Origin of the sequence: Bradyrhizobium sp. McL0616 (assembly GCF_049993385.1) — a bacterium.
In the GTDB taxonomy this organism is placed as follows: Bacteria; Pseudomonadota; Alphaproteobacteria; order Rhizobiales; family Xanthobacteraceae; genus Bradyrhizobium.
On record NZ_CP188255.1, the window covers coordinates 1,525,646 to 1,543,915 of the forward strand.

At 64.4% G+C, this 18,270-nt stretch carries 17 protein-coding genes; 10 read left to right on the forward strand and 7 right to left on the reverse strand.

Features of this window, described 5'->3' with window-relative positions; all coding sequences use genetic code 11:
- The first annotated feature begins 35 nt into the window (after positions 1 to 35).
- Positions 36 to 1,154 (forward strand): tRNA lysidine(34) synthetase TilS, encoded by a 1,119-nt coding sequence (tilS, locus tag ACPPVR_RS07375; protein WP_426613576.1) that lies wholly within the window; start codon positions 36 to 38, stop codon positions 1,152 to 1,154.
- Between the two features lie 280 nt (positions 1,155 to 1,434).
- Positions 1,435 to 3,357: an ATP-dependent zinc metalloprotease FtsH gene (gene ftsH, locus ACPPVR_RS07380; protein ID WP_354222761.1), complete on the forward strand. Its 1,923-nt coding sequence runs from the start codon at positions 1,435 to 1,437 to the stop codon at positions 3,355 to 3,357.
- A 208-nt stretch (positions 3,358 to 3,565) separates the two neighbouring features.
- Here the strand turns inward: ftsH and ACPPVR_RS07385 are convergent, their stop codons facing one another.
- Positions 3,566 to 4,426, reverse strand: coding sequence for an alpha/beta fold hydrolase (locus ACPPVR_RS07385; protein WP_426613577.1), 861 nt, complete (start codon positions 4,424 to 4,426; stop codon positions 3,566 to 3,568).
- A gap of 131 nt (positions 4,427 to 4,557) precedes the next feature.
- Between ACPPVR_RS07385 and ACPPVR_RS07390 the strand changes: the two genes are divergently transcribed.
- Positions 4,558 to 5,763 (forward strand): ABC transporter substrate-binding protein, encoded by a 1,206-nt coding sequence (locus tag ACPPVR_RS07390; protein WP_426613578.1) that lies wholly within the window; start codon positions 4,558 to 4,560, stop codon positions 5,761 to 5,763.
- Positions 5,764 to 5,874: 111 nt separating this feature from the next.
- The gene (locus ACPPVR_RS07395; protein ID WP_426613579.1) at positions 5,875 to 6,072 is read left to right on the forward strand and encodes a hypothetical protein; all 198 of its coding nucleotides are present in this window, start codon (positions 5,875 to 5,877) and stop codon (positions 6,070 to 6,072) included.
- A 118-nt stretch (positions 6,073 to 6,190) separates the two neighbouring features.
- Here ACPPVR_RS07395 and ACPPVR_RS07400 read toward each other — a convergent pair whose 3' ends face one another.
- The 3 genes from ACPPVR_RS07400 to ACPPVR_RS07410 are packed head-to-tail and all read right to left on the reverse strand — an operon-like array spanning position 6,191 to position 9,919.
- Entirely contained in the window at positions 6,191 to 6,940 is a 750-nt protein-coding gene (locus ACPPVR_RS07400) for a hypothetical protein (RefSeq protein WP_426613580.1), read from the reverse strand.
- A 19-nt stretch (positions 6,941 to 6,959) separates the two neighbouring features.
- Entirely contained in the window at positions 6,960 to 8,420 is a 1,461-nt protein-coding gene (locus tag ACPPVR_RS07405) for a hypothetical protein (RefSeq protein ID WP_426613581.1), read from the reverse strand.
- Entirely contained in the window at positions 8,417 to 9,919 is a 1,503-nt protein-coding gene (locus ACPPVR_RS07410; protein ID WP_426613582.1) for a hypothetical protein, read from the reverse strand. Before ACPPVR_RS07410 ends, ACPPVR_RS07405 begins: the two co-directional genes overlap by 4 nt.
- A 293-nt stretch (positions 9,920 to 10,212) precedes the next feature.
- On the opposite strand from ACPPVR_RS07410, the gene ACPPVR_RS07415 reads away from it, so the two are divergent.
- A complete protein-coding gene (locus ACPPVR_RS07415) occupies positions 10,213 to 10,377 on the forward strand; it encodes a Flp family type IVb pilin (RefSeq protein WP_128949876.1) in 165 nt (54 codons plus the stop codon).
- 305 nt (positions 10,378 to 10,682) lie between these two features.
- Here the strand turns inward: ACPPVR_RS07415 and ACPPVR_RS07420 are convergent, their stop codons facing one another.
- Positions 10,683 to 11,666, reverse strand: a complete 984-nt coding sequence (locus ACPPVR_RS07420) for a phosphatase PAP2 family protein (RefSeq protein WP_426613583.1) — start codon at positions 11,664 to 11,666, stop codon at positions 10,683 to 10,685.
- A gap of 258 nt (positions 11,667 to 11,924) precedes the next feature.
- Between ACPPVR_RS07420 and ACPPVR_RS07425 the strand changes: the two genes are divergently transcribed.
- On the forward strand, positions 11,925 to 12,605 hold the full coding sequence (locus ACPPVR_RS07425) for a helix-turn-helix domain-containing protein (RefSeq protein WP_426613584.1): 681 nt from the start codon (positions 11,925 to 11,927) through the stop codon (positions 12,603 to 12,605).
- Between the two features lie 142 nt (positions 12,606 to 12,747).
- Here the strand turns inward: ACPPVR_RS07425 and pyk are convergent, their stop codons facing one another.
- Both pyk and ACPPVR_RS07435 read right to left on the reverse strand, forming a co-directional pair.
- On the reverse strand, positions 12,748 to 14,184 hold the full coding sequence (gene pyk, locus ACPPVR_RS07430; protein WP_426613585.1) for a pyruvate kinase: 1,437 nt from the start codon (positions 14,182 to 14,184) through the stop codon (positions 12,748 to 12,750).
- Entirely contained in the window at positions 14,181 to 14,765 is a 585-nt protein-coding gene (locus ACPPVR_RS07435; RefSeq protein WP_426613586.1) for a DUF1036 domain-containing protein, read from the reverse strand. Before ACPPVR_RS07435 ends, pyk begins: the two co-directional genes overlap by 4 nt.
- Positions 14,766 to 14,925: 160 nt before the next feature.
- On the opposite strand from ACPPVR_RS07435, the gene ACPPVR_RS07440 reads away from it, so the two are divergent.
- The 4 genes from ACPPVR_RS07440 (at position 14,926) to ACPPVR_RS07455 (ending at position 18,010) form a co-directional block, all read left to right on the forward strand.
- Positions 14,926 to 15,228 (forward strand): DUF1244 domain-containing protein, encoded by a 303-nt coding sequence (locus tag ACPPVR_RS07440; protein WP_426613587.1) that lies wholly within the window; start codon positions 14,926 to 14,928, stop codon positions 15,226 to 15,228.
- A 187-nt stretch (positions 15,229 to 15,415) separates the two neighbouring features.
- Positions 15,416 to 15,688: a DUF2312 domain-containing protein gene (locus ACPPVR_RS07445; RefSeq protein WP_007596286.1), complete on the forward strand. Its 273-nt coding sequence runs from the start codon at positions 15,416 to 15,418 to the stop codon at positions 15,686 to 15,688.
- Positions 15,689 to 15,772: 84 nt separating this feature from the next.
- Positions 15,773 to 17,539 carry an adenylate/guanylate cyclase domain-containing protein gene (locus tag ACPPVR_RS07450; protein WP_426613588.1) on the forward strand — a complete coding sequence of 589 codons (1,767 nt, stop codon included), beginning with the start codon at positions 15,773 to 15,775 and terminating at the stop codon, positions 17,537 to 17,539.
- 45 nt (positions 17,540 to 17,584) lie between these two features.
- The gene (locus ACPPVR_RS07455; protein WP_426613589.1) at positions 17,585 to 18,010 is read left to right on the forward strand and encodes a DUF1801 domain-containing protein; all 426 of its coding nucleotides are present in this window, start codon (positions 17,585 to 17,587) and stop codon (positions 18,008 to 18,010) included.
- The last annotated feature ends 260 nt before the right edge of the window (positions 18,011 to 18,270 follow it).

Sequence of the window (18,270 nt, forward strand, 5' to 3'; positions counted from 1 at the left end):
TGCGCTAAACAGTCTGACGATTGCCAGGCAGCGTCATGTCAGACGACGACAACTCACCGATCTCGGCGCGCGAAGCCAAGCGGCTCTTCGCCGATCTCAAAAGCGCCCCCGCGCTGGTGCTCGCGGTCTCGGGCGGGCCGGATTCGGTCGCGCTGATGTGGCTGGCGGCGCGCTGGCAGCGGAGCCTTGCCCGCGGCCCGAAGCTCGTGGTCGTCACCGTCGATCACGGCCTGCGGGTGGAGGCGGCGCGCGAGGCGCGCGAGGTCAAGCGGCTCGCGACTGCGCTGGCGCTGACGCACCGGACCCTGCGCTGGCGCGGCGCAAAGCCGAAAACAGGTCTGCCCGCCGCGGCCCGCGAGGCCCGCTACCGTCTGCTCGCGCAAGCCGCGCGTGCCGCCGGCGCGAGCCATGTGCTGACCGCGCACACCCGCGACGACCAGGCCGAGACGTTGTTGATGCGACTGCTCCGCGGCAGCGGCATCGCCGGACTGTCGGCGATGGCGCGCCTCACGATGCGTGACGGCATCGTGCTGGCACGCCCGCTGCTGGATGTCCCGAAGTCGCAGCTGATCGCGACCTTGACGCGGGCGAAGATCGGCTTTGCCGATGACCCCACCAACCGCGACACCACCTTCACGCGGCCGCGGCTGCGGGCGCTGTTGCCGCAGCTGGCGAGCGAGGGCGGCGATGCGCGCAATCTGGTGCGGCTCGCCGCGCGGCTTGCCCGGGCCAACACGGCGGTCGAGGTGCTGACCGACGGCGCCGAGCGCTTCCTTCACCTTCGGGATCGTGGTCTTGATCGTGGTCTTGGGGATCGCGGCGATGCGCCGCATGGCCCGGGCGCGCGAAGTTTCGAGGCCAAGGCCTTCGCCTCCCTGCCGGAGGAGGTCCGGCTGCGGCTCCTCTGGCGGGCCATCAACGCCCTTGGCCATGAGGGGCCGGCGGAACTCGGCAAGGTCGAAACCCTCCTGGCCGCGCTCGATCAGGCCATCCTTGATCAGACCATGGCCGCAAGTCCCCGTGCACCCGCAAATGGTCGTGCGATCCTGAAGCAGACGCTGGCGGGAGCCTTGATCAGCCTTGTCGGAGGGCGTATCCACGTCGCGCCGGCGCCGGCCCGGCGGCGCAAAGCGGCGGATAAGGGCGGATCATGACACCGGCCATTTCGGCAGGGCGGCGTCAGGCCACCCTTAACCAGGCGTGAAAAACCCCGATTCCGGCGCCATTATTTCAGCGGGAATCGCTCTAAGATGGGATAAATAGTCCCATCTCGTTCCCTTGGCAGCGACCGGGGCGGCACCTAAATTGTATGCGTCTAACCGAGAGGATTCCTTGGGGATTTCCTCGTGCTGACCAGATAGCTACCCAAGACAACTACCCAAGATAACTACCCAAGGATCAGGCCGCGATCCGCGCGACCACGAAGGAAGATCGATGAACGCCAATCTGCGCAATTTCGCCCTCTGGGTCATCATTGTCCTGCTGCTGCTCGCGTTGTTCACGCTCTTCCAGAATCCGGGTCAGCGCGCCTCCTCGCAGGACATCGCCTTCTCCCAGCTGCTGAGCGAAGTTGACCGCGGCAATGTGCGCGACGTCGTGATCCAGGGCCCGGACATCCACGGCACCTTCACCAACGGCTCCAGCTTCCAGACGTATGCGCCGAGCGATCCGACGCTGGTGAAGCGCCTCTATGACAGCAAGGTTCAGATCACCGCGAAGCCGCCCGGCGACAACGTGCCGTGGTTCGTCTCGCTGCTGGTCTCCTGGCTGCCGTTCATTGCGCTGATCGGCGTGTGGATCTTCCTGTCGCGGCAGATGCAGGGCGGCGCCGGCAAGGCGATGGGCTTTGGCAAGTCGCGCGCAAAGATGCTCACGGAAGCGCATGGCCGCGTCACCTTCGAGGACGTCGCCGGCGTCGACGAGGCCAAGCAGGATCTCCAGGAGATCGTCGAATTCCTGCGCGACCCCGGCAAGTTCCAGCGCCTCGGCGGCCGCATTCCGCGCGGCGTGCTGCTGGTCGGACCTCCCGGCACCGGTAAGACCCTGATCGCGCGTGCGGTTGCGGGCGAAGCCAATGTGCCGTTCTTCACCATCTCCGGTTCGGACTTCGTCGAGATGTTCGTCGGCGTCGGCGCGAGCCGCGTCCGCGACATGTTCGAGCAGGCCAAGAAGAACGCGCCCTGCATCATCTTCATCGACGAAATCGACGCCGTCGGTCGTCACCGTGGTGCCGGTCTCGGCGGCGGCAATGACGAGCGCGAGCAGACGCTGAACCAGTTGCTGGTCGAGATGGACGGCTTCGAAGCCAACGAGGGCGTGATCCTGATCGCCGCGACCAACCGTCCCGACGTGCTCGATCCCGCGCTGTTGCGTCCCGGCCGCTTCGACCGTCAGGTCGTGGTGCCCAATCCGGACGTCGTCGGCCGCGAGCAGATCCTCAAGGTCCACGTCCGCAAGGTGCCGCTGGCGCCGGACATCAACCTCAAGACCATCGCGCGCGGCACCCCGGGCTTCTCCGGCGCCGACCTGATGAACCTCGTCAACGAGGCCGCCTTGACCGCCGCCCGCCGCAACAAGCGGATGGTGACGCAGGCCGAGTTCGAAGAGGCCAAGGACAAGGTGATGATGGGCGCCGAGCGCAAGTCGCTCGTCATGACCGAGGAAGAGAAGCTGCTGACGGCCTATCACGAGGGCGGCCACGCCATCGTCGGCCTCAACGTCGTCGCGACCGATCCGATCCACAAGGCGACCATCATTCCGCGCGGCCGTGCGCTCGGCATGGTCATGCAGCTGCCCGAGCGCGACAAGCTGTCGATGTCGCTCGAGCAGATGACCTCGCGCCTCGCCATCATGATGGGCGGCCGTGTCGCCGAAGAGCTGATCTTCGGCCGCGAGAAGGTCACCTCGGGTGCGTCGTCCGACATCGAGCAGGCCACGCGGCTTGCCCGCATGATGGTGACGCGCTGGGGCCTGTCCGAGGCGCTCGGCACCGTGTCCTATGGCGAAAACCAGGACGAGGTTTTCCTCGGCATGTCGGTGTCGCGCACCCAGAACGCCTCGGAGGCGACGGTCCAGAAGATCGACACCGAGATCCGGCGTTTCGTCGAAGAGGGCTACAACGAAGCGACGCGCATTCTCACCGAGAAGCGCGCCGATCTTGAAGCTCTCGCCAAGGGTCTGCTCGAATTCGAGACGCTCTCCGGCGACGAGATCATCGACCTGCTCAAGGGCAAGAAGCCGAACCGCGAGTCCGTGCTCGAGCCGACCACGCCGCGCGCCTCCGCCGTGCCCCCGGCTGGCAAGCCGCGCCCGCGGCCCGATCCGGATCCCGGCCTGGAGCCGCAGCCGCAGGCGTAACGCAAGCGGCAGATCGAATTGAAAAACGCGGCGGAAACGCCGCGTTTTTTGTTGGCGGTGACGATTTGCGGATGGTGGCAACTGAGCGCCCCGTCATTGCGAGCGCAGCGATGCAATCCAGAGTCTTTCCGCGGTGGCAGTCTGGATTGCTTCGCTGCGCTCGCAATGACGGAGGAAAGTAGGGTGGGCACCCCACCCTACAAGCTTCTCATTTCGGCGCCGCTCCCTGCGCACGTTCCAGAAAATGCAGCACATCGTCGTTGAACTGCTCGGGGTCCTGCAGGAACGAGAAGTGACTGACCTCCGGCTGGATCAGCAGGCCGGCCCCCGGAATGTTCGCCGCCATGAATTCGGTGTTCTCGCGCTTGATCGCCTCGTCATGATCGCCATCCACGATCCAGGTCGGGACCTTGATCGCCGCGAGATCGGAGGCCGTCCATTTCGGCTGGCTCTCCCACATTTTGGTAATTTCCGCGACGAAGCTTTTGTACTCGGTCGGGGTCGGCGACAGGCGCTTGTACTCCTCGCCGGCTCTCGCGATGTAGGCGTTGAAGACGTCGCTCGACGCGATATCGGCAACGCCTGATGGATCCGAGTTCGCGGCGAAGGCGAACAGCTTGCTCACCCGCTCCGGGTGCTTCATGGCGATGTCGAGACCGATGATCGCGCCGTCGCTCCAGCCAACGATTGCTGCCCTTTTGATCTTGAGATGATCGAGCAGCCCGACCACGTCCGAGGCCATCAGATCGTAGCCATAGGGCTCCTGATTGCGGCTGCTGCGCCCATGGCCGCGGCTGTCCATGACGATGACCTGATAGTGCCGCTGCAGCGCGCGGACCTGGTGGCCCCAGTAATTGGCATTGGCGAGTCCGCCATGCAGCAGGATGACCGGCTCGCCGCGGCCGAACATTGCGTACCAGACCCTGATGTCGTTGACGGGCGCGAAGCCGCTCTGCGCCGCCTTTGGCAATGTCGGCGTCGGCGGCAGGCTCAGCCATTGCGGTGCCGCATGCGCCGCATTGATCGAGACCGCGACGAGCAGCGCGACGAAGAGACTGCGAAGCACCATGATGCGCCTTCCTGTTCGACCGCCCTGCGATCGCCGTCGCGATAATGATTGGAGTCTGCCGCGATGTCATGGCATGCTCACGTCAAATAAAGGTGCGGCGTGATCGCACCAACAAAGGGGAGGGGATACCGATGCGCTTTACGGCGGCATTGGGCGCGCTTGGCGCCGTTTCGTTCCTGTCATTCACGATTCCATCCATCGCCGCCGAGATGCGCGGCGTCACCGCGACCGAGATCAAAATCGGCCAGACCATGCCCTATAGCGGGCCGGTCTCTGCCTTCGGCGCGCTCGGCAAGGGCGAGGTCGGCTATTTCAAGATGCTCAACGACAAGGGCGGCATCAACGGCCGCAAGGTCAATCTGATTTCGCTCGACGACAGCTATGCGCCGCCGAAATCGGTCGAGCAGACCCGCAGGCTGGTGGAGAGCGACGAGGTCGCGCTGATCTTCTCCTCGATCGGCACCGCCCACAACACGGCGATCGCGAAATATCTCCAGTCCAAGAACGTGCCGCAGCTGTTCATCGGCTCCGGCGCCTCGAAATTCGCCGACATCACGCAATATCCGCAGGCGACCATGGGCGTGCAGGGACCGTTCCGCTACGAGGCCCGGCTCTACGCGCGCTATGCGCTGGCGAAAAACCCGAACGCGAAATTCGCCGTGATCTCGCAGAACGACGATTACGGCCGCGACTATCTCGCCGGCCTCAAGGACGTGCTCGGGGAGCAATACGATTCTGTTGTCACCAACGCGACCTACGAGATCCAGGACCCGACCATCGATTCCCAGATCGTGAAGTTGAAAGCATCGGGCGCCGACGTGTTCGTGATCGCGGCGACGCCCAAATTCGCGGCGCAGGCGATCCGCAAGTCGTTTGAAATCGGCTGGCGTCCCATGACGTTCCTCTCCAACGTCGCGGTGTGGATCTCGACCGTGATGGAGCCCGCAGGCCTGGAGGCCGGCACCGGCATTCTCTCCACGGCTTACGTGAAGGATCCCGACGATCCCGACTGGAAGGACGATCCAGGCGTCAAGGACTGGCGCGCGTTCATGACGAAATATGTGCCGGAGGCCGACCAGCACGACACCAACTACGTCAATTCCTACAACAGCGCGATGGCGCTGGAAGCGGTGTTGAAAGCCTGCGGCGATGATCTGTCGACCGGGAACATCCTGAAACAGGCGTTCGCGATCCATGACCTCGAATTGCCGATGCTGCTGCCCGGCATCAAGATCAATACCAGCGCGACCGACCATGTCCCGGTCGACCAGATGCAGTTCATGCGCTTTAACGGCAAGACCTGGGAGCGCTTTGGCGAATTGCGGACGGGGAATTGATAGCTAACGCGGGATCAGCGACCTCAAGGGAGGCTTCAATGATCCTGCCCGTTCAAGGGGGGCCCGCCAGATCACGAGGAGGGCATCGCGGCGGGGCCAAAATGCCTCGCCTTGGCCATGATTTCGAGCGTAGATCCGCCCAATCTGGGCGATGGCAGGGCAGTTGCAATGACGGCTCAGTCCCACAAGACGGCAGAAGAGGAGTACGAGGAGCAAGTTCGCATCCTCGTCCGTATCGTTTCAGCCTCAACTTTGGGGCTTCTCGCCTTCGCTGCGGGCCTGCTGATCGGGACCTTTCTGTTTTCGTGATCGATGGTGAATGATGGGCTCCCCACGAGCTGCGTCTTCACTTCGACGTCGTGGTGGCCGCGCCACGCACGCGACCGTCCTGACGTGCCGACCTGCCGCAATTGCGTCCAGGCAGGATTCAAGGGTGCTCCTCTCTAGCGGTGTAGCTGTTCTTTTGATTGACGCGCCGCCGCGAGTAGAACATTGCGCTGGGACTATTCGCCCATTCTCCGTATTCGAAGTTTGTCTCTGGGGTTGCGGGAGCGATGGTTTCAAGGCCATCGTCAGGCGGAAGATTGGCGCCTTCCGCTGTGGCCGAGACGAGCCGAGGGTCGCGTGGGCTCTGGCTGTCGAAGGTAAATCCTCGCCATTTTGTCGGCGTATCTGCGCTGTCGACAATGTAACCGTCGTATCCATACCCGCCTTCGGTCGGCCGTTCGCGAATGATGCCGCCGCAAAGGGCGATCAGGTCGACCTGCTTGTGCTCCTTCATCGCGGCAACGAAATTGTCATCCGCGCGAGCTTCCTCGTATCCCTGATCAGTCGGCCAGGCTTCGTGCCCACCTGCGAAATCAGAGACGGCCGCGCGGCATAGCCTTGCGCGGAGAAGCACAAGGCGGCTATCGGCCAAGCGAAATGCGACAATGGACCCAATAGGCTGATTGCACCAACCTCCAGTATTGATCCGATTATGCTGTAGCTCGCTGATGGCGTTCGACGCGTACTGGCGGCCGTCGACCTCGATCGTGACATCCAGGCGATATGCAAAGCGGACGCTGCAAAACGGGTTCAAGGAGATCCGGGGGCGATCCCAATGGTAGAAGACGAGCGCTGCAACGACAACGACGGGAGCAAGTCCTAGAAGCCACGGCTTGAGACGAGGCGACATCGGCGCTACCGGGGCTGCATCATATCGGCCCGCCCGTGGTGTCCCGCACATGCACCACCGCGACCTTGTCCGTATACACCCGCTTCCAGCCCCTGATATGATCCAGCATCTGCGCCGCCGGAGAATCCGGCATCAGCAGCGTTGCGTCGATCCGGTTGTCGTCGAGCATGCGTAAAAGGCCCGACACGTCGCGACCGTCTTCGGCGGCAAAATAGTCCATCAGGAATTTTTCGCCGTAGAGCTCCGATCGTCCGTCGACGAAAGGCTTGATGTCGCGAACGATCAGATAGCCGCCGAAGCCATAGGAATTGAAGATGCGCGCGGCCTTGCGTTCAGTCAGAACATCGACAGCGGCAACCGGTGTCTGCGTCGCGGAGAATTCGAAGGTGTGATGTGCAGCAAAGGTAGCGGTTACGCTTGCGGTCGCGAGCACGATGGCCACCGCAGCCAGCGCCGCCGGCGCCATCCGCAGCGTACGCGGCGCATCCGATGCGGTGCGCCTCATCCAACCACCCAGCGGCTGCGCCAGTACCAGCGGGACGAGCACGCCGAAGGTTTCGATGCTGCGCACATGCGCCAGCGCCATCCAGGTGACGACCAGGATCAGCAGCACGCGCGGCGGCGATAGCAGAAGGCCGCGCGAGAGCCCGAGACCGAGCAGTGCGAGCAGCGCGGCCGCGAACGGGCTGAACGAGCTGAAATCGGCCGGGCGCCATTCGGCGATGACCGCGAAGGATTTGCCAAGGCTGAGGATGCGCGCAGCACCCAGCACGGTGTCTATGCCGTAGGGCGTGCAGCAGCTCGCCACCAGCGCCGCTAGCCCGAATGCGGTCCAGCGCCATGCGAGCGCCAGCCGTCGCGCCGGCGCCGCGCGCCAGAGCACTTCAAGCCCGATCGCGCCAATCAAGGCGAGTCCGAGCACGAAGCCGCCGTGAAGGTTGGCCCACAGCGCCATCAGCGGCAGCAGCAGGAAGGAGGGCGCGCGGCCGCGATCGGCCGCGGCCATCAAGGTGCCGGCCCAGGCGACCATGACCGGCAGCGCGAGCACGTGCGGACGGGCCAGCAGATGCGGCGCCGCCAGCGTCATCGCCAGCAGGCAAAACACCAGCGCGTAGGGCAGATCGAGATGCCGTTGCAGCAGGGCCAGCAACAATCCCATCGCCAATGCGATCGCGGCCGCGGTCAGGACGACCGGCCCGGCCCATCCCCAACAAGAATAGGTCGTTGCGAACAGCACCTGGGACAGCCAGGACGTCGAGAGCCAGACCTCGCCCGCGTGCGTCAGGGAATAGAAGTCGGTCCAGGGCACGGCGCGGTGATCGAGAATCCATTGACCGACCTTGATCTGCCAGAGCGTGTCTGGATCGTGCAGCAAACTGTCGCCGCTCACCAGCAGCAGCAGATAGGTCGCAGCCGCAACGCACAGCGGCGCCAGATTGCGCTGGCGCCGCGCGATGGGAAGACTGGCCGCGATCGTCATGGTTTCGCCGGCGTGGCCGGCTCTCGCTCGCCGTCCCGCACATGGATCACGGCGATGTTGTCGGCGTAAAGTCGCTTCCAGCCCTTGATGTGGTCGAGCACCTGCGCGGCGGGGGCATCGGCGACCATTAGCGTGGCGTCGATCCTGTTTTCCTCGAGCAGCCGGGTCAAATTGTCGAGCTTCTTGACCTCCACGGCCTTGAAGAAGTCCATCACGAATTTCTCGCCATAGAGCTCGGCGCGGCCGTCGACGAACACCGGGATGTCGCGCGAGATCAGGTAGCCGCCGAACTGGTAGGCGTTGAAGATGCGCTGCGCCTTGCGTTGCTGGAGCAGATCGACGGCGGCGACCGGCGTCTGTCCCATCGTGAAGGTGAAACGATGATGCGACATGTAGATCGAGGTCGAGGTCCAGGCCGCCGCCGCGATCATCAGCGCGCCCGTCACGGTGACATAGCGGGCCGGCCAGCTCTCGGCGCCCCGCTCGGTATCTTGCGCGTCGAGTTGCGGGAGCGGAGATTTTTCACCAAGTGGCTTGGCCAGCACCAGCGGCACCAGGAACGCAAAGGCCTCGATGCTCCTGACATGGGTGAGCCCCATCCAGGTGAAGAGCAGGATCAGGAGAATGCGCGGCGGCGACAATGTGAGGCCGCGAAACAGGCCTATTGCGATCAGGCCGAGCAGCGCGCCTTCGAACGCAGAGAACGAGGCGAAATTGGCCGGCATCCATTCGGAGATGACCGACAGCAATTCGCCGAGATTGAGGATGTTGGTCGCGCCCAGCAGCGTGTGCCAGCCATAGGGCGTGACGCAGGCAGCGAGCATCGCAGCGACGCCGAACAGGAACCAGCGTGCGAGCAGCCGGACCTGCTTGCCGGAATCGAGAGTCCAGATAGCCTCGAGCGCCATCGGGCCGATCAGCGCGAGGCCGAGCACGAAGCCGCCATGCAGGTTCGCCCACAGCGACATCAGCGGCAGCCAGTACCAGGACGGCGTGCCCTTGCGGTCGGCCGCCGCCATCAGCATGCCGACCCACGCGATCATCACGGGCAGCGCCAGGATGTGCGGCCGCGCCAGGATGTGGTGCAGCGACAGCACGACCGCCAGCATCGCGAACAGCACGGAGCGCGGAATTTCGAGATGGGCATCGAGCAGGTAGACGAAAACCGCGGCCGACGCTGCAATCGCAAGCGCGGTGAAGACAACCGGCCCGGCCCAGTCCCACTGCGCATAGGAGAAGGCGAACAGCACCTGCGACAGCCACGATGTCGAGATCCAGGGCGCCCCCGGCCGCGTGAAGGAATAGAAGTCGGTATAGGGCAGGGCGTGGTGGTCGAGGATCCACTGCCCGATCTTGATCTGCCAGAACGAGTCGGAATCCTGCAGCAGCGTGTCGCCGATATAGAGGAAGAAGAGATAGGCGCCAGCGCCGACACACAGCGGCACCAGCGCTCGCGCGCGGCTCTGCACCGCAATGCTGTTGGTGAAGGAAATGGACATGCCGCCTCGTCTTGTTCTTGTCGGGTTGGCCGAGCGGACGGCATTGGACCATGGCGGTCATAACTTCGGGTAAACCGCTAGAGCTGCGCCGGTTCGTTTCCTGGCAATTTAACTGATCGTTTTACATTTCGGTTTACCATCGTCGAATACACGCAAACCGCTCTGTGTTTACGCAGTCGAATTAACTGCGGCGCAATTTTTTGCCCTTACGTTCGGTTCCATGGTCAGAAGGCGCTGGGAAGCCAAAAAGACCAGACCAGTTGTAGCCTCGTGTCCTCTTTGGGAGCAGTTTTATGAAGAACCTCGTTTCGCGTTTCGTGAAGGATGAATCCGGCGCCACCGCCATCGAATACGGCCTGATCGCTGCCGGCATCGCGCTGGCGATCATCACCGTCGTCAACAACCTCGGCTCGACCCTGAACACCAAGTTCGGTTCGATCTCGTCCAGCCTCAAGTAAGAGCTGACGAACCAGGAATACAAAGAGCCCCGTCCTGGACGGGGCTCTTTTCGTTTGGGCGCACGACATCGGGAAGCCCGTAGCTCGTAGGGCACGCCGTAGACGGTGAGCACGGTGTACCCACAACGTCATTGCGAGCGCAGCGAAGCAATCCAGACTGCCTAGGCGGAGAAACTCCTGGATTGCTTCGCTGCGCCCGCAATGACGAGGAAGCGCCAGCGTTTCGAAGGATGGCCGCAGGGGAAGCGCCCACCACCACATTCGGATGAGATTGCGTGCCGCGAGAAGACCGGCCTGTCGCGCCGCTATTCCGCGAGGCTGGGCTGCCAGGCCGCGGATGGGGCAGTTGCCGCAGAGGCCCGCGGCGCGCGCCCCAACCATGCGAGACAGAATTTCGCGGCCCAGATCGAGCCGGCTGCGAGCGCGATGCCGCCGGCGACGTCGATGATGTAATGCGCGCCGATCACCGGCGTCGCCGCGATCATCAAGAGGTTGAGCGCAGCGGCAATGCCGCCGATGCGGCGCACCGGCCACAGCGCCCACACGTAGAGCGCGGCGGATGCGGCGTGGAAGCTCGGAAACGAGACGATGCCTGCGAGCTTGAACAGTTCGAGCTCGTGCAGGCTGCCGTCGCGCAGCGCCAGGATGTCGCGCAGCTGTCCGGCGTAGACCGCGGTGTTGATGTCGGGGAAATGCGCGGCCGGCAACTGCAGTCCGTAATAAGTGCCGATGGCCGGCACGAGCGCCGAGATCGCGATGGTGATGGCGAGCGCGAGGCTCATCGCCAGCATGAACAATTGCAGCCGCACGTAACGCGCCGTCAGCGCCAGCACGACGGGGATGCCGAGCAGGGGCCATTTGATCAGACCGTAGCCGCGCGCAAGAGCGTCCGCGAGCCAGGGATGATCGTTGACGTAGCGCGCGATCGGCTCGGGATCGAGGCCGAGCGCACGATCGATCGCGAGCAGCGCCTGGTCCTGGAGTGGCCAGCCCATCTTGCCGGCGACATAGCTGAGCGGTCCGACGATGGCGCAGGTGAGGATGACCTGACCGATCGTGCCGAGTGAGAACACCAGTTTCGGATCGGCGAGATCGCCCTTGGCGATGCGGTGGTGATAGGCGATGGCGATGAAGGTCGCCGCGATCGCGAGCGTGATGCCGTAGGCGACCGGCTCGAGCCTGAGGTCGGTGACGGAGAGGCCGAGCGCCAGCAAGCCGCCCATGGTTGCGATGGGAAGCCAGTTCAGGTGGAAGAGCTGCCAGGCAGTTCGGGCGTCCGTGTCGACCATGCTGCACCGATATGGATCGCGGTCACAGTCGCGGACCCGCTTTAAGACTGCGGTAATAATTGTGGTTAGTGTTCGCCAACCGATACGCTGCAATTTGAGCGATCTGCGATCCCGCCTCCGGCGTGTGACGCTTTACGCATTTGCTTCTTGTCATCCACCCTGAATAGTTGTTCAGTCCTTGCGGGGCGATTTGTAGTAATTCGATGACGAAGCGTTCGGCCGCGGCGTGCGGTTGGCGGGTGGGACAGGAAGCGCGCCATGGTTTATCGGCGGACGCATCAAGTGGTTAAGCGCCTTGCGGCTCGGCGCAGCGCCATTCTGGCGGCGGCGAGGGAGGCTGCGGCCGAAGGCGGAATGGCGGCGGTGCAGATCGCGCCAGTCGCGGTCCGGGCCAGTGTGGCGGCAGGCACCGTCTATCGCTACTTCCCCTCCAAGGCCGAGCTGATCTCCGAATTGATTTCCGAGGTGTCCCGCGACGAGCTCGCGGCGATCCGCCGTGCGGCCGATGCCGCGCCCGGCCCGTCCTCGGCGCTGGCGGCTGCCGTGACCACCGTGGCCGTCCATACGCTGTCGCAGCGCCGGCTGGCCTGGGGCATCCTGGCCGAGCCGGTCGATGTCGATGTCAGTGCCTCCAGGCTTGCGAGCCGGCGCGAGATCGCGGGCGAGATGGCGGGGCGGATCGACGCCGCCGTGCGCGCCGGCCATCTGCCGGCACAGGACACTGCGCTCGCCGCGACCGCGCTGCTTGGCGCGCTGCATGAGGCGCTGGTCGGGCCGCTCGCGCCCGACAATCTGGAAGATCCCGGCAAGATGCGCGATGCCGTGCAGACCGTGACGCTGCTCGCACTGCGTGCCGTCGGCGTCATGGACGCCCGCGCCCGCGGTCTGGTGGTGCAGCAGACGCTGCTGCCGACCGCGAAAGCACTGGTCGGAGCCTGAGCTATCGGCCGGTGCGCGTCGCGCGCTGATTGGCCCGGCACATCAATGGTTTCGCCCGGTCCGTAAGGCACCGTGCCGGCACTTGACGGCTACTGTGCATGGGGTTGTTTTCGACTTTTTTTGTCGAAGGGCCCGCGCGAGATCAGATATCCGGATTGCCCTCGGGGCCAACGGTGGCGATGCGCACCATGTTGGTGGTGCCGGGGATGCCGAGCGGCACACCGGCGACGATGATCACGCGCTGGCCGGCCCTGACGAAGCCGTCGCGGAATGCGATCTGGCCGGCCCGGCTCACCATGTCGTCCTGGTCGCGCGCATCTTCCGCCACCACGCAATGCACGCCCCAGACCACGGCGAGCCGGCGGCCGGCCGTGATGTTCGGCGTGATCGCCACGATCGGCGGCTTCGGCCGCTCGCGCGCCACGCGCGAGGCGGTCGAGCCCGAACTGGTCCAGCAGATCAAGGCGGGCAGGTCGAGCGTTTCGGCGATCTGCCGCGCGGCGTCGGCGATGGCGTCGCCCGCGGTGGATTCCGGCGGAGGCCGTTGCGCGGTGAGCACAGAACGATAGATCGGGTCGCGCTCGACCTCCTCGCCGATGCGGTTCATGGTCGAGACCGCCTCGACCGGGAATTTGCCGGCCGCCGATTCCGCCGACAGCATGATGGCGTCGGCGCCTTCATAGACGGCGGTGGCAACGTCGGAGACCTCGGCGCGGGTCGGCACCGGCGACTGGATCATCGATTCCAGCATCTGGGTTGCGATCACCACCGGCTTGCCGGCGCGGCGCGCCATCCGCGTCATCTGCTTCTGCAGGCTCGGCACGCGCTCCAGCGGCAGCTCGACGCCGAGGTCGCCGCGCGCGACCATCAGCGCGTCGGAGGCTTCGATGATCTCGGCGAGGCGGTCGATCGCCTGCGGCTTCTCGATCTTGGCCATCACGGAGGCGCGGCCGCGGATCATCTTCTTGGCTTCGATCACGTCGTCGGCGCGCTGCACGAAAGATAGCGCGATCCAGTCGACGCCGGTGACCAGTGCCGCTTCGAGGTCGGCGCGGTCCTTCGGCGTCATCGCCGAGACCGGAAGGTCGGTATCCGGCAGGCTGACGCCCTTGCGGTCGGACATCCGGCCGCCGACCACGACGCGGGTTACTGCGTGCTCTTTCGAAGTCTCTTCGGCGATGAGCCGCACCTTGCCGTCGTCGAGCAACAGCGCATGGCCAGGCCGCAGCGCGGCCAGGATCTCGGGATGGGGTAGGTTGACGCGCGTGGCATCGCCCGGCGTCTTGTCGGAATCGAGCGTGAAGGTCTGGCCGTTCTGGAGTTGGACCGCGCCTTCCGCGAAGGCGCCGAGCCGGAGCTTCGGTCCCTGAAGGTCGACCAGGATGCCGATCGGGCGGCCGTAACTGCTTTCGACGTTGCGGATCGTCGCCACCAGCTCCCGCATCTTGTCATGCGGGGTGTGGCTCATGTTGATGCGGAACAGGTCGGCGCCGGCCTCGAACAGGCGGCGGATCATCGCGAGGTCTGAAGAGGCGGGTCCCAGGGTCGCGAGAATCTTGATACGGCGAAGACGCCTCATGGCTTATTTCCAGACGGGGGTGGCAGGCCGGGCGAGCCCGGGGGCGTAGCACCGGGCGGGCCATTGGGCAAACCCGGAACGCCGCCACCCGGGCCAACCGGGCCGGGCATGCCGGGTACGCGCGGCTGTGCCGGCTGCTCATTGGCGTCGGTGAGTTGCACCGTCCAGGCTCGCTGCTCGCCGGTATCGACCTCGAAATAGCCTGTGCGGTCATAGCCGCGCGTCAGGCAGTCCTCGGTGCCGCGGATGGTGAATTCCTTGTCGCGCGAGCACATGAAGGCCTGGCCGGACCATTCACCGCCGCGGTCATAGTCGATCGCGTAGATGTAATAATAGCGGGCGACCAGCGTGCCCCGCAGCAGCGTCTCGCAGGAACGGGACGAGATGTTCCACCAGCCCTCGGTGGTCCAGCCCTCGGCGTCCTTGTAGCCGAGCGCGATGCCGACCCGGCTGGAGGTGTTGTTGCAGAGGCGGAAGTCCGCGGAAGCCGGGCTGCTCCAGAAGCAGAACAGGGCAAGCACCAGCACCGGAGCGAACCGGGCGAGCAGGCGGAGGAGGAAGCGGGGAGATTCGGCGATCATTGTCGCGGAGGCTATATCAGATCATTGACGATTTGGCGTAGAGGCGCCGGAACCCGGTTTGGGCCGGCCTCAGGTCCGTTTGCGCCGCGATATGGCAAAATCTGTGACAGGGTCTACCTAAATCCGTAAGGGTGACCATCAAACCCAAGGGGATCCAGCTATGGCAATCGACGACAAAACCAGAACAGAGCTCGAGGCGGCCGCTTTCCGGCGCCTGGTCGATCATCTGCGCGACCGGAGCGACGTCCAGAACATCGATCTGATGAATCTGGCGGGCTTCTGCCGCAACTGCCTGTCGAACTGGCTCAAGGACGCAGCCGACGCGCAGGGCGTGGCCCTGAGCAAGGACGAGAGCCGGGAGGCCGTCTACGGCATGCCCTACGAGACCTGGAAGGCGAAACACCAGGGCACGGCCACGGCCGAGCAGCTCGAAGCGATGAAGAAAGTCCATCCCGGGCACTGAACGGCGCGCGCGCTGAGTCGCAAACACAACAGCTTTCTTTGCTTCCCTGCAGGAAGGTGTGGGCGCGCTGTGGACGAGCGCGATGCTGCCTTGAACGTCGGAGGTCCGAACCCTAAGGGTCTAGCCAGCACGCGCGGTGAGGATGCCGGCGTCACCTCGTTTTGCCAGTTCCATTGGGAGTACCAAGATGGCCACCTCCGCCGCCGTTCGCGACGACGAGCCCGCGACGAAATTTGCAAAAGACCAGCTCAAATCCATCATCGAGCGCATCGAGCGGCTGGAGGAGGAGAAGAAGGCGATTTCCGACGACATCCGCGACGTCTTCGCCGAAGCCAAGGGTAACGGCTACGACGTCAAGGCGCTGCGCACCATCGTGCGCATGCGCAAGCAGGACCCCAACGAGCGCGCCGAGGCCGAGACGATTCTCGAGACCTACATGCAGGCGCTGGGAATGATCTGAGGCTGACCCGGGCTGCAGTTGCAGCGCACCAGATTTGGGCAAAATCCGGTCGTCTGCTATGGTGCTCGGTGAAGGGACCGAGCCATGGATGTGCCTGGGCCAGAGCGCAGGCTCGCAGCGGTCCTCGCGGCTGACATGGTCGGCTTTAGTCGGCTCATGGAGGCCGACGAGGCTGGCACGCTCGCGCGCCTCAAGACCCACCGGATCGAGCTGATCGATCCGGCCATTGCCAAAAATCACGGCCGCATCATCAAGACGACGGGCGACGGCATGCTCGTCGAATTTCATAGCGTCGTCGACGCCGTGCTGTGTGCTGCTGAGATTCAAAGCCGGATGGGGCGACGCAATGCCGACGTCCCGCCGCCGCGATGGATACAATTCCGTATCGGCATCAATCTGGGCGACGTGATCGTCGATCAGAACGATATTTTCGGCGACGGCGTCAACGTCGCGGCACGGTTGGAGGCACTGGCCGAGCCTGGAGGTATCTGCATCTCGAGCGCGGTACGCGACCAACTCGGCCTGCGCCTTGATGGCGTTGCATTCGAGGATATCGGCGAGCAGAACGTCAAGAACATCGTCCGTCCAATCCGCGTCTACCGGATTCGACTGGAGGAGGGGCCGGCAAGCGCATCAGACGGCACAAGGGACACTGCAAAGGCGACGGGCAACTCGAAGAAGCCGTCCATCGCCGTGCTGCCCTTCGCCAACATGAGCGGCGACCCCGAGCAGGAGTTCTTTGCGGATGGCTTGACCGAAGACATCATCACCGAGCTTTCGCGCTTCCACGACCTGTTGGTCATCTCCCGCAACTCGACCTTCGTGTACAAGGGCAAGGCGGTCAAGGTGCAGGATGTCGGCCGCGAATTCGGCGTCGATTATGTGATCGAGGGCAGTGTGCGAAAGGCCGGAGATCGCGTCCGCGTCACCGTGCAGCTGATCGATGCGGAAACCGACCGGCACATTTGGGCCGAACGCTACGACGGCGAGCTCAAGGACATCTTCGCCATCCAGGACGAGATGACACGGGCGATCGCCGCCACGTTGCCCGGCCGCGTCGAGGCGGCCACGCACGATCGCGCGAACCGCAAGCCCACGGACAACATGGCGGCTTATGAATGCGTGCTGGCCGCCAAGGTCTTGCACCATCGCTCCAATCGCGAAGACAATGCGCGGGCGCAACTTCTGCTCGACCGGGCGGTCGAACTCGACGCGAACTATGCTCACGCGCACGCGTGGAAGGCGTGCGTCCTGGGCCAGACCTGGGTCTATAGCTGGTGCGCGGATCGCGACGCCACCTTCCAACAGGTGGCTTCGGAGCTGGAGACCGCGCTGGCCCTCGACGACAATGACAGCGACGTCCACCGCATCCTCGCGGCGCTCAATCTGAACCGCGACGACCATGACAAGGCCACCTACCATCAGGAGCGCGCGCTCGCGCTCAACCCGAACTACGATCTCGTGGTGGTGCAGCAGGGCGAGCTGCTGACCTGGCTGGGGAGGCCGGAGGAGGGCATCGACTGGATCAAGAAGGCGATGCGGCTCAACCCGTATCACCCGGAACGCTTCTGGAGCCATCTCGGGCGCGCCTATTATAGTGCCGAGAAATATGCCGAAGCCGCCGAGGCCTTCTCACGGATCACACGCCCCGATCACACCCATCACGCGTTCCTTGCGGGGATCTTCGCGCAAATGGGCAACGCGGTTGCGGCCGGCGCGCACGCGGCCGAAGTTCTCAAGCGTGAGCCGGCATTTTCGGTGGCCAATCATCTCTCGACCCAGCATTATAAGCGCGACGTCGACCGTCAGCGCTACGAGGCGGGCCTTCTCGGAGCAGGCCTGCCGGCTTGATCCGGCGCAGCACAGGCCGATTGGCGATCCATCGAGAGTGAAACCGTGACTGAGCCGCTGTTGCCGCGTGAGGTGAGCCGGGCCTTCGACGCCTTTCCATTGCCGATCCGCCGGCGTCTTCTCGACGTACGCAAGCTCATTTTTGCGACGGCCAAGGCGCATGACGACGTCGGTCCGCTGACCGAGACGTTGAAATGGGGCGAGCCTGCTTATCTGACCGATGAGACCGGCAGCGGCTCAACCATTCGACTCGGGCGCGTGAAAGACAGCGAGCACCCCGCGATTTTGTTCAACTGCAAGACGACGCTGGTCGATACATTCCGCGAGCGCTTTCCCGATCAATTCGAATATCGGCAGACCAGGGCTTTGCTGCTGCCCGTATCCGGCGCGCTGCCGAAGCAGGAGCTCACCGTCTGCCTGTCGCTGGCGCTGACGTATCATCTGGATCGCCGGCGCCGGAAAGCGGGATAAAAGTAGCGGGGTTGTAGCCCGGATGCAGCGCATCGAAATCCGGGATCTCGTCAGCGTTTGGAGTCTCGTCGGGCCTGCGCCCGCTTGTTGGCCTGCGAGACTCTTCCGATTGTTTCCGGTGGAAGTTTCTTGATTCGGCGGCGGCTTGGGATGGACCGCATGCCGTCATGCGAAGTTGGGGTCGTCTGTGGTCGAGAAAACTGACGCGCCCGACGGAGTGCTAACGCCCGTCGCGCCGCTTCCCCGAGCTCCCGCCGTGC

Bases quoted from the DNA above. Each gene is read 5' to 3' on its own strand.
- tilS (WP_426613576.1), top strand. From the start codon at position 36: ATGTCAGACGACGACAACTCACCGATCTCGGCGCGCGAAGCCAAGCGG.
- ftsH (WP_354222761.1), top strand. From the start codon at position 1,435: ATGAACGCCAATCTGCGCAATTTCGCCCTCTGGGTCATCATTGTCCTG.
- ACPPVR_RS07385 (WP_426613577.1), bottom strand. From the start codon at position 4,426: ATGGTGCTTCGCAGTCTCTTCGTCGCGCTGCTCGTCGCGGTCTCGATC.
- ACPPVR_RS07390 (WP_426613578.1), top strand. From the start codon at position 4,558: ATGCGCTTTACGGCGGCATTGGGCGCGCTTGGCGCCGTTTCGTTCCTG.
- ACPPVR_RS07400 (WP_426613580.1), bottom strand. From the start codon at position 6,940: ATGTCGCCTCGTCTCAAGCCGTGGCTTCTAGGACTTGCTCCCGTCGTT.
- ACPPVR_RS07405 (WP_426613581.1), bottom strand. From the start codon at position 8,420: ATGACGATCGCGGCCAGTCTTCCCATCGCGCGGCGCCAGCGCAATCTG.
- ACPPVR_RS07410 (WP_426613582.1), bottom strand. From the start codon at position 9,919: ATGTCCATTTCCTTCACCAACAGCATTGCGGTGCAGAGCCGCGCGCGA.
- ACPPVR_RS07415 (WP_128949876.1), top strand. From the start codon at position 10,213: ATGAAGAACCTCGTTTCGCGTTTCGTGAAGGATGAATCCGGCGCCACC.
- ACPPVR_RS07420 (WP_426613583.1), bottom strand. From the start codon at position 11,666: ATGGTCGACACGGACGCCCGAACTGCCTGGCAGCTCTTCCACCTGAAC.
- ACPPVR_RS07425 (WP_426613584.1), top strand. From the start codon at position 11,925: ATGGTTTATCGGCGGACGCATCAAGTGGTTAAGCGCCTTGCGGCTCGG.
- pyk (WP_426613585.1), bottom strand. From the start codon at position 14,184: ATGAGGCGTCTTCGCCGTATCAAGATTCTCGCGACCCTGGGACCCGCC.
- ACPPVR_RS07435 (WP_426613586.1), bottom strand. From the start codon at position 14,765: ATGATCGCCGAATCTCCCCGCTTCCTCCTCCGCCTGCTCGCCCGGTTC.
- ACPPVR_RS07440 (WP_426613587.1), top strand. From the start codon at position 14,926: ATGGCAATCGACGACAAAACCAGAACAGAGCTCGAGGCGGCCGCTTTC.
- ACPPVR_RS07445 (WP_007596286.1), top strand. From the start codon at position 15,416: ATGGCCACCTCCGCCGCCGTTCGCGACGACGAGCCCGCGACGAAATTT.
- ACPPVR_RS07450 (WP_426613588.1), top strand. From the start codon at position 15,773: ATGGATGTGCCTGGGCCAGAGCGCAGGCTCGCAGCGGTCCTCGCGGCT.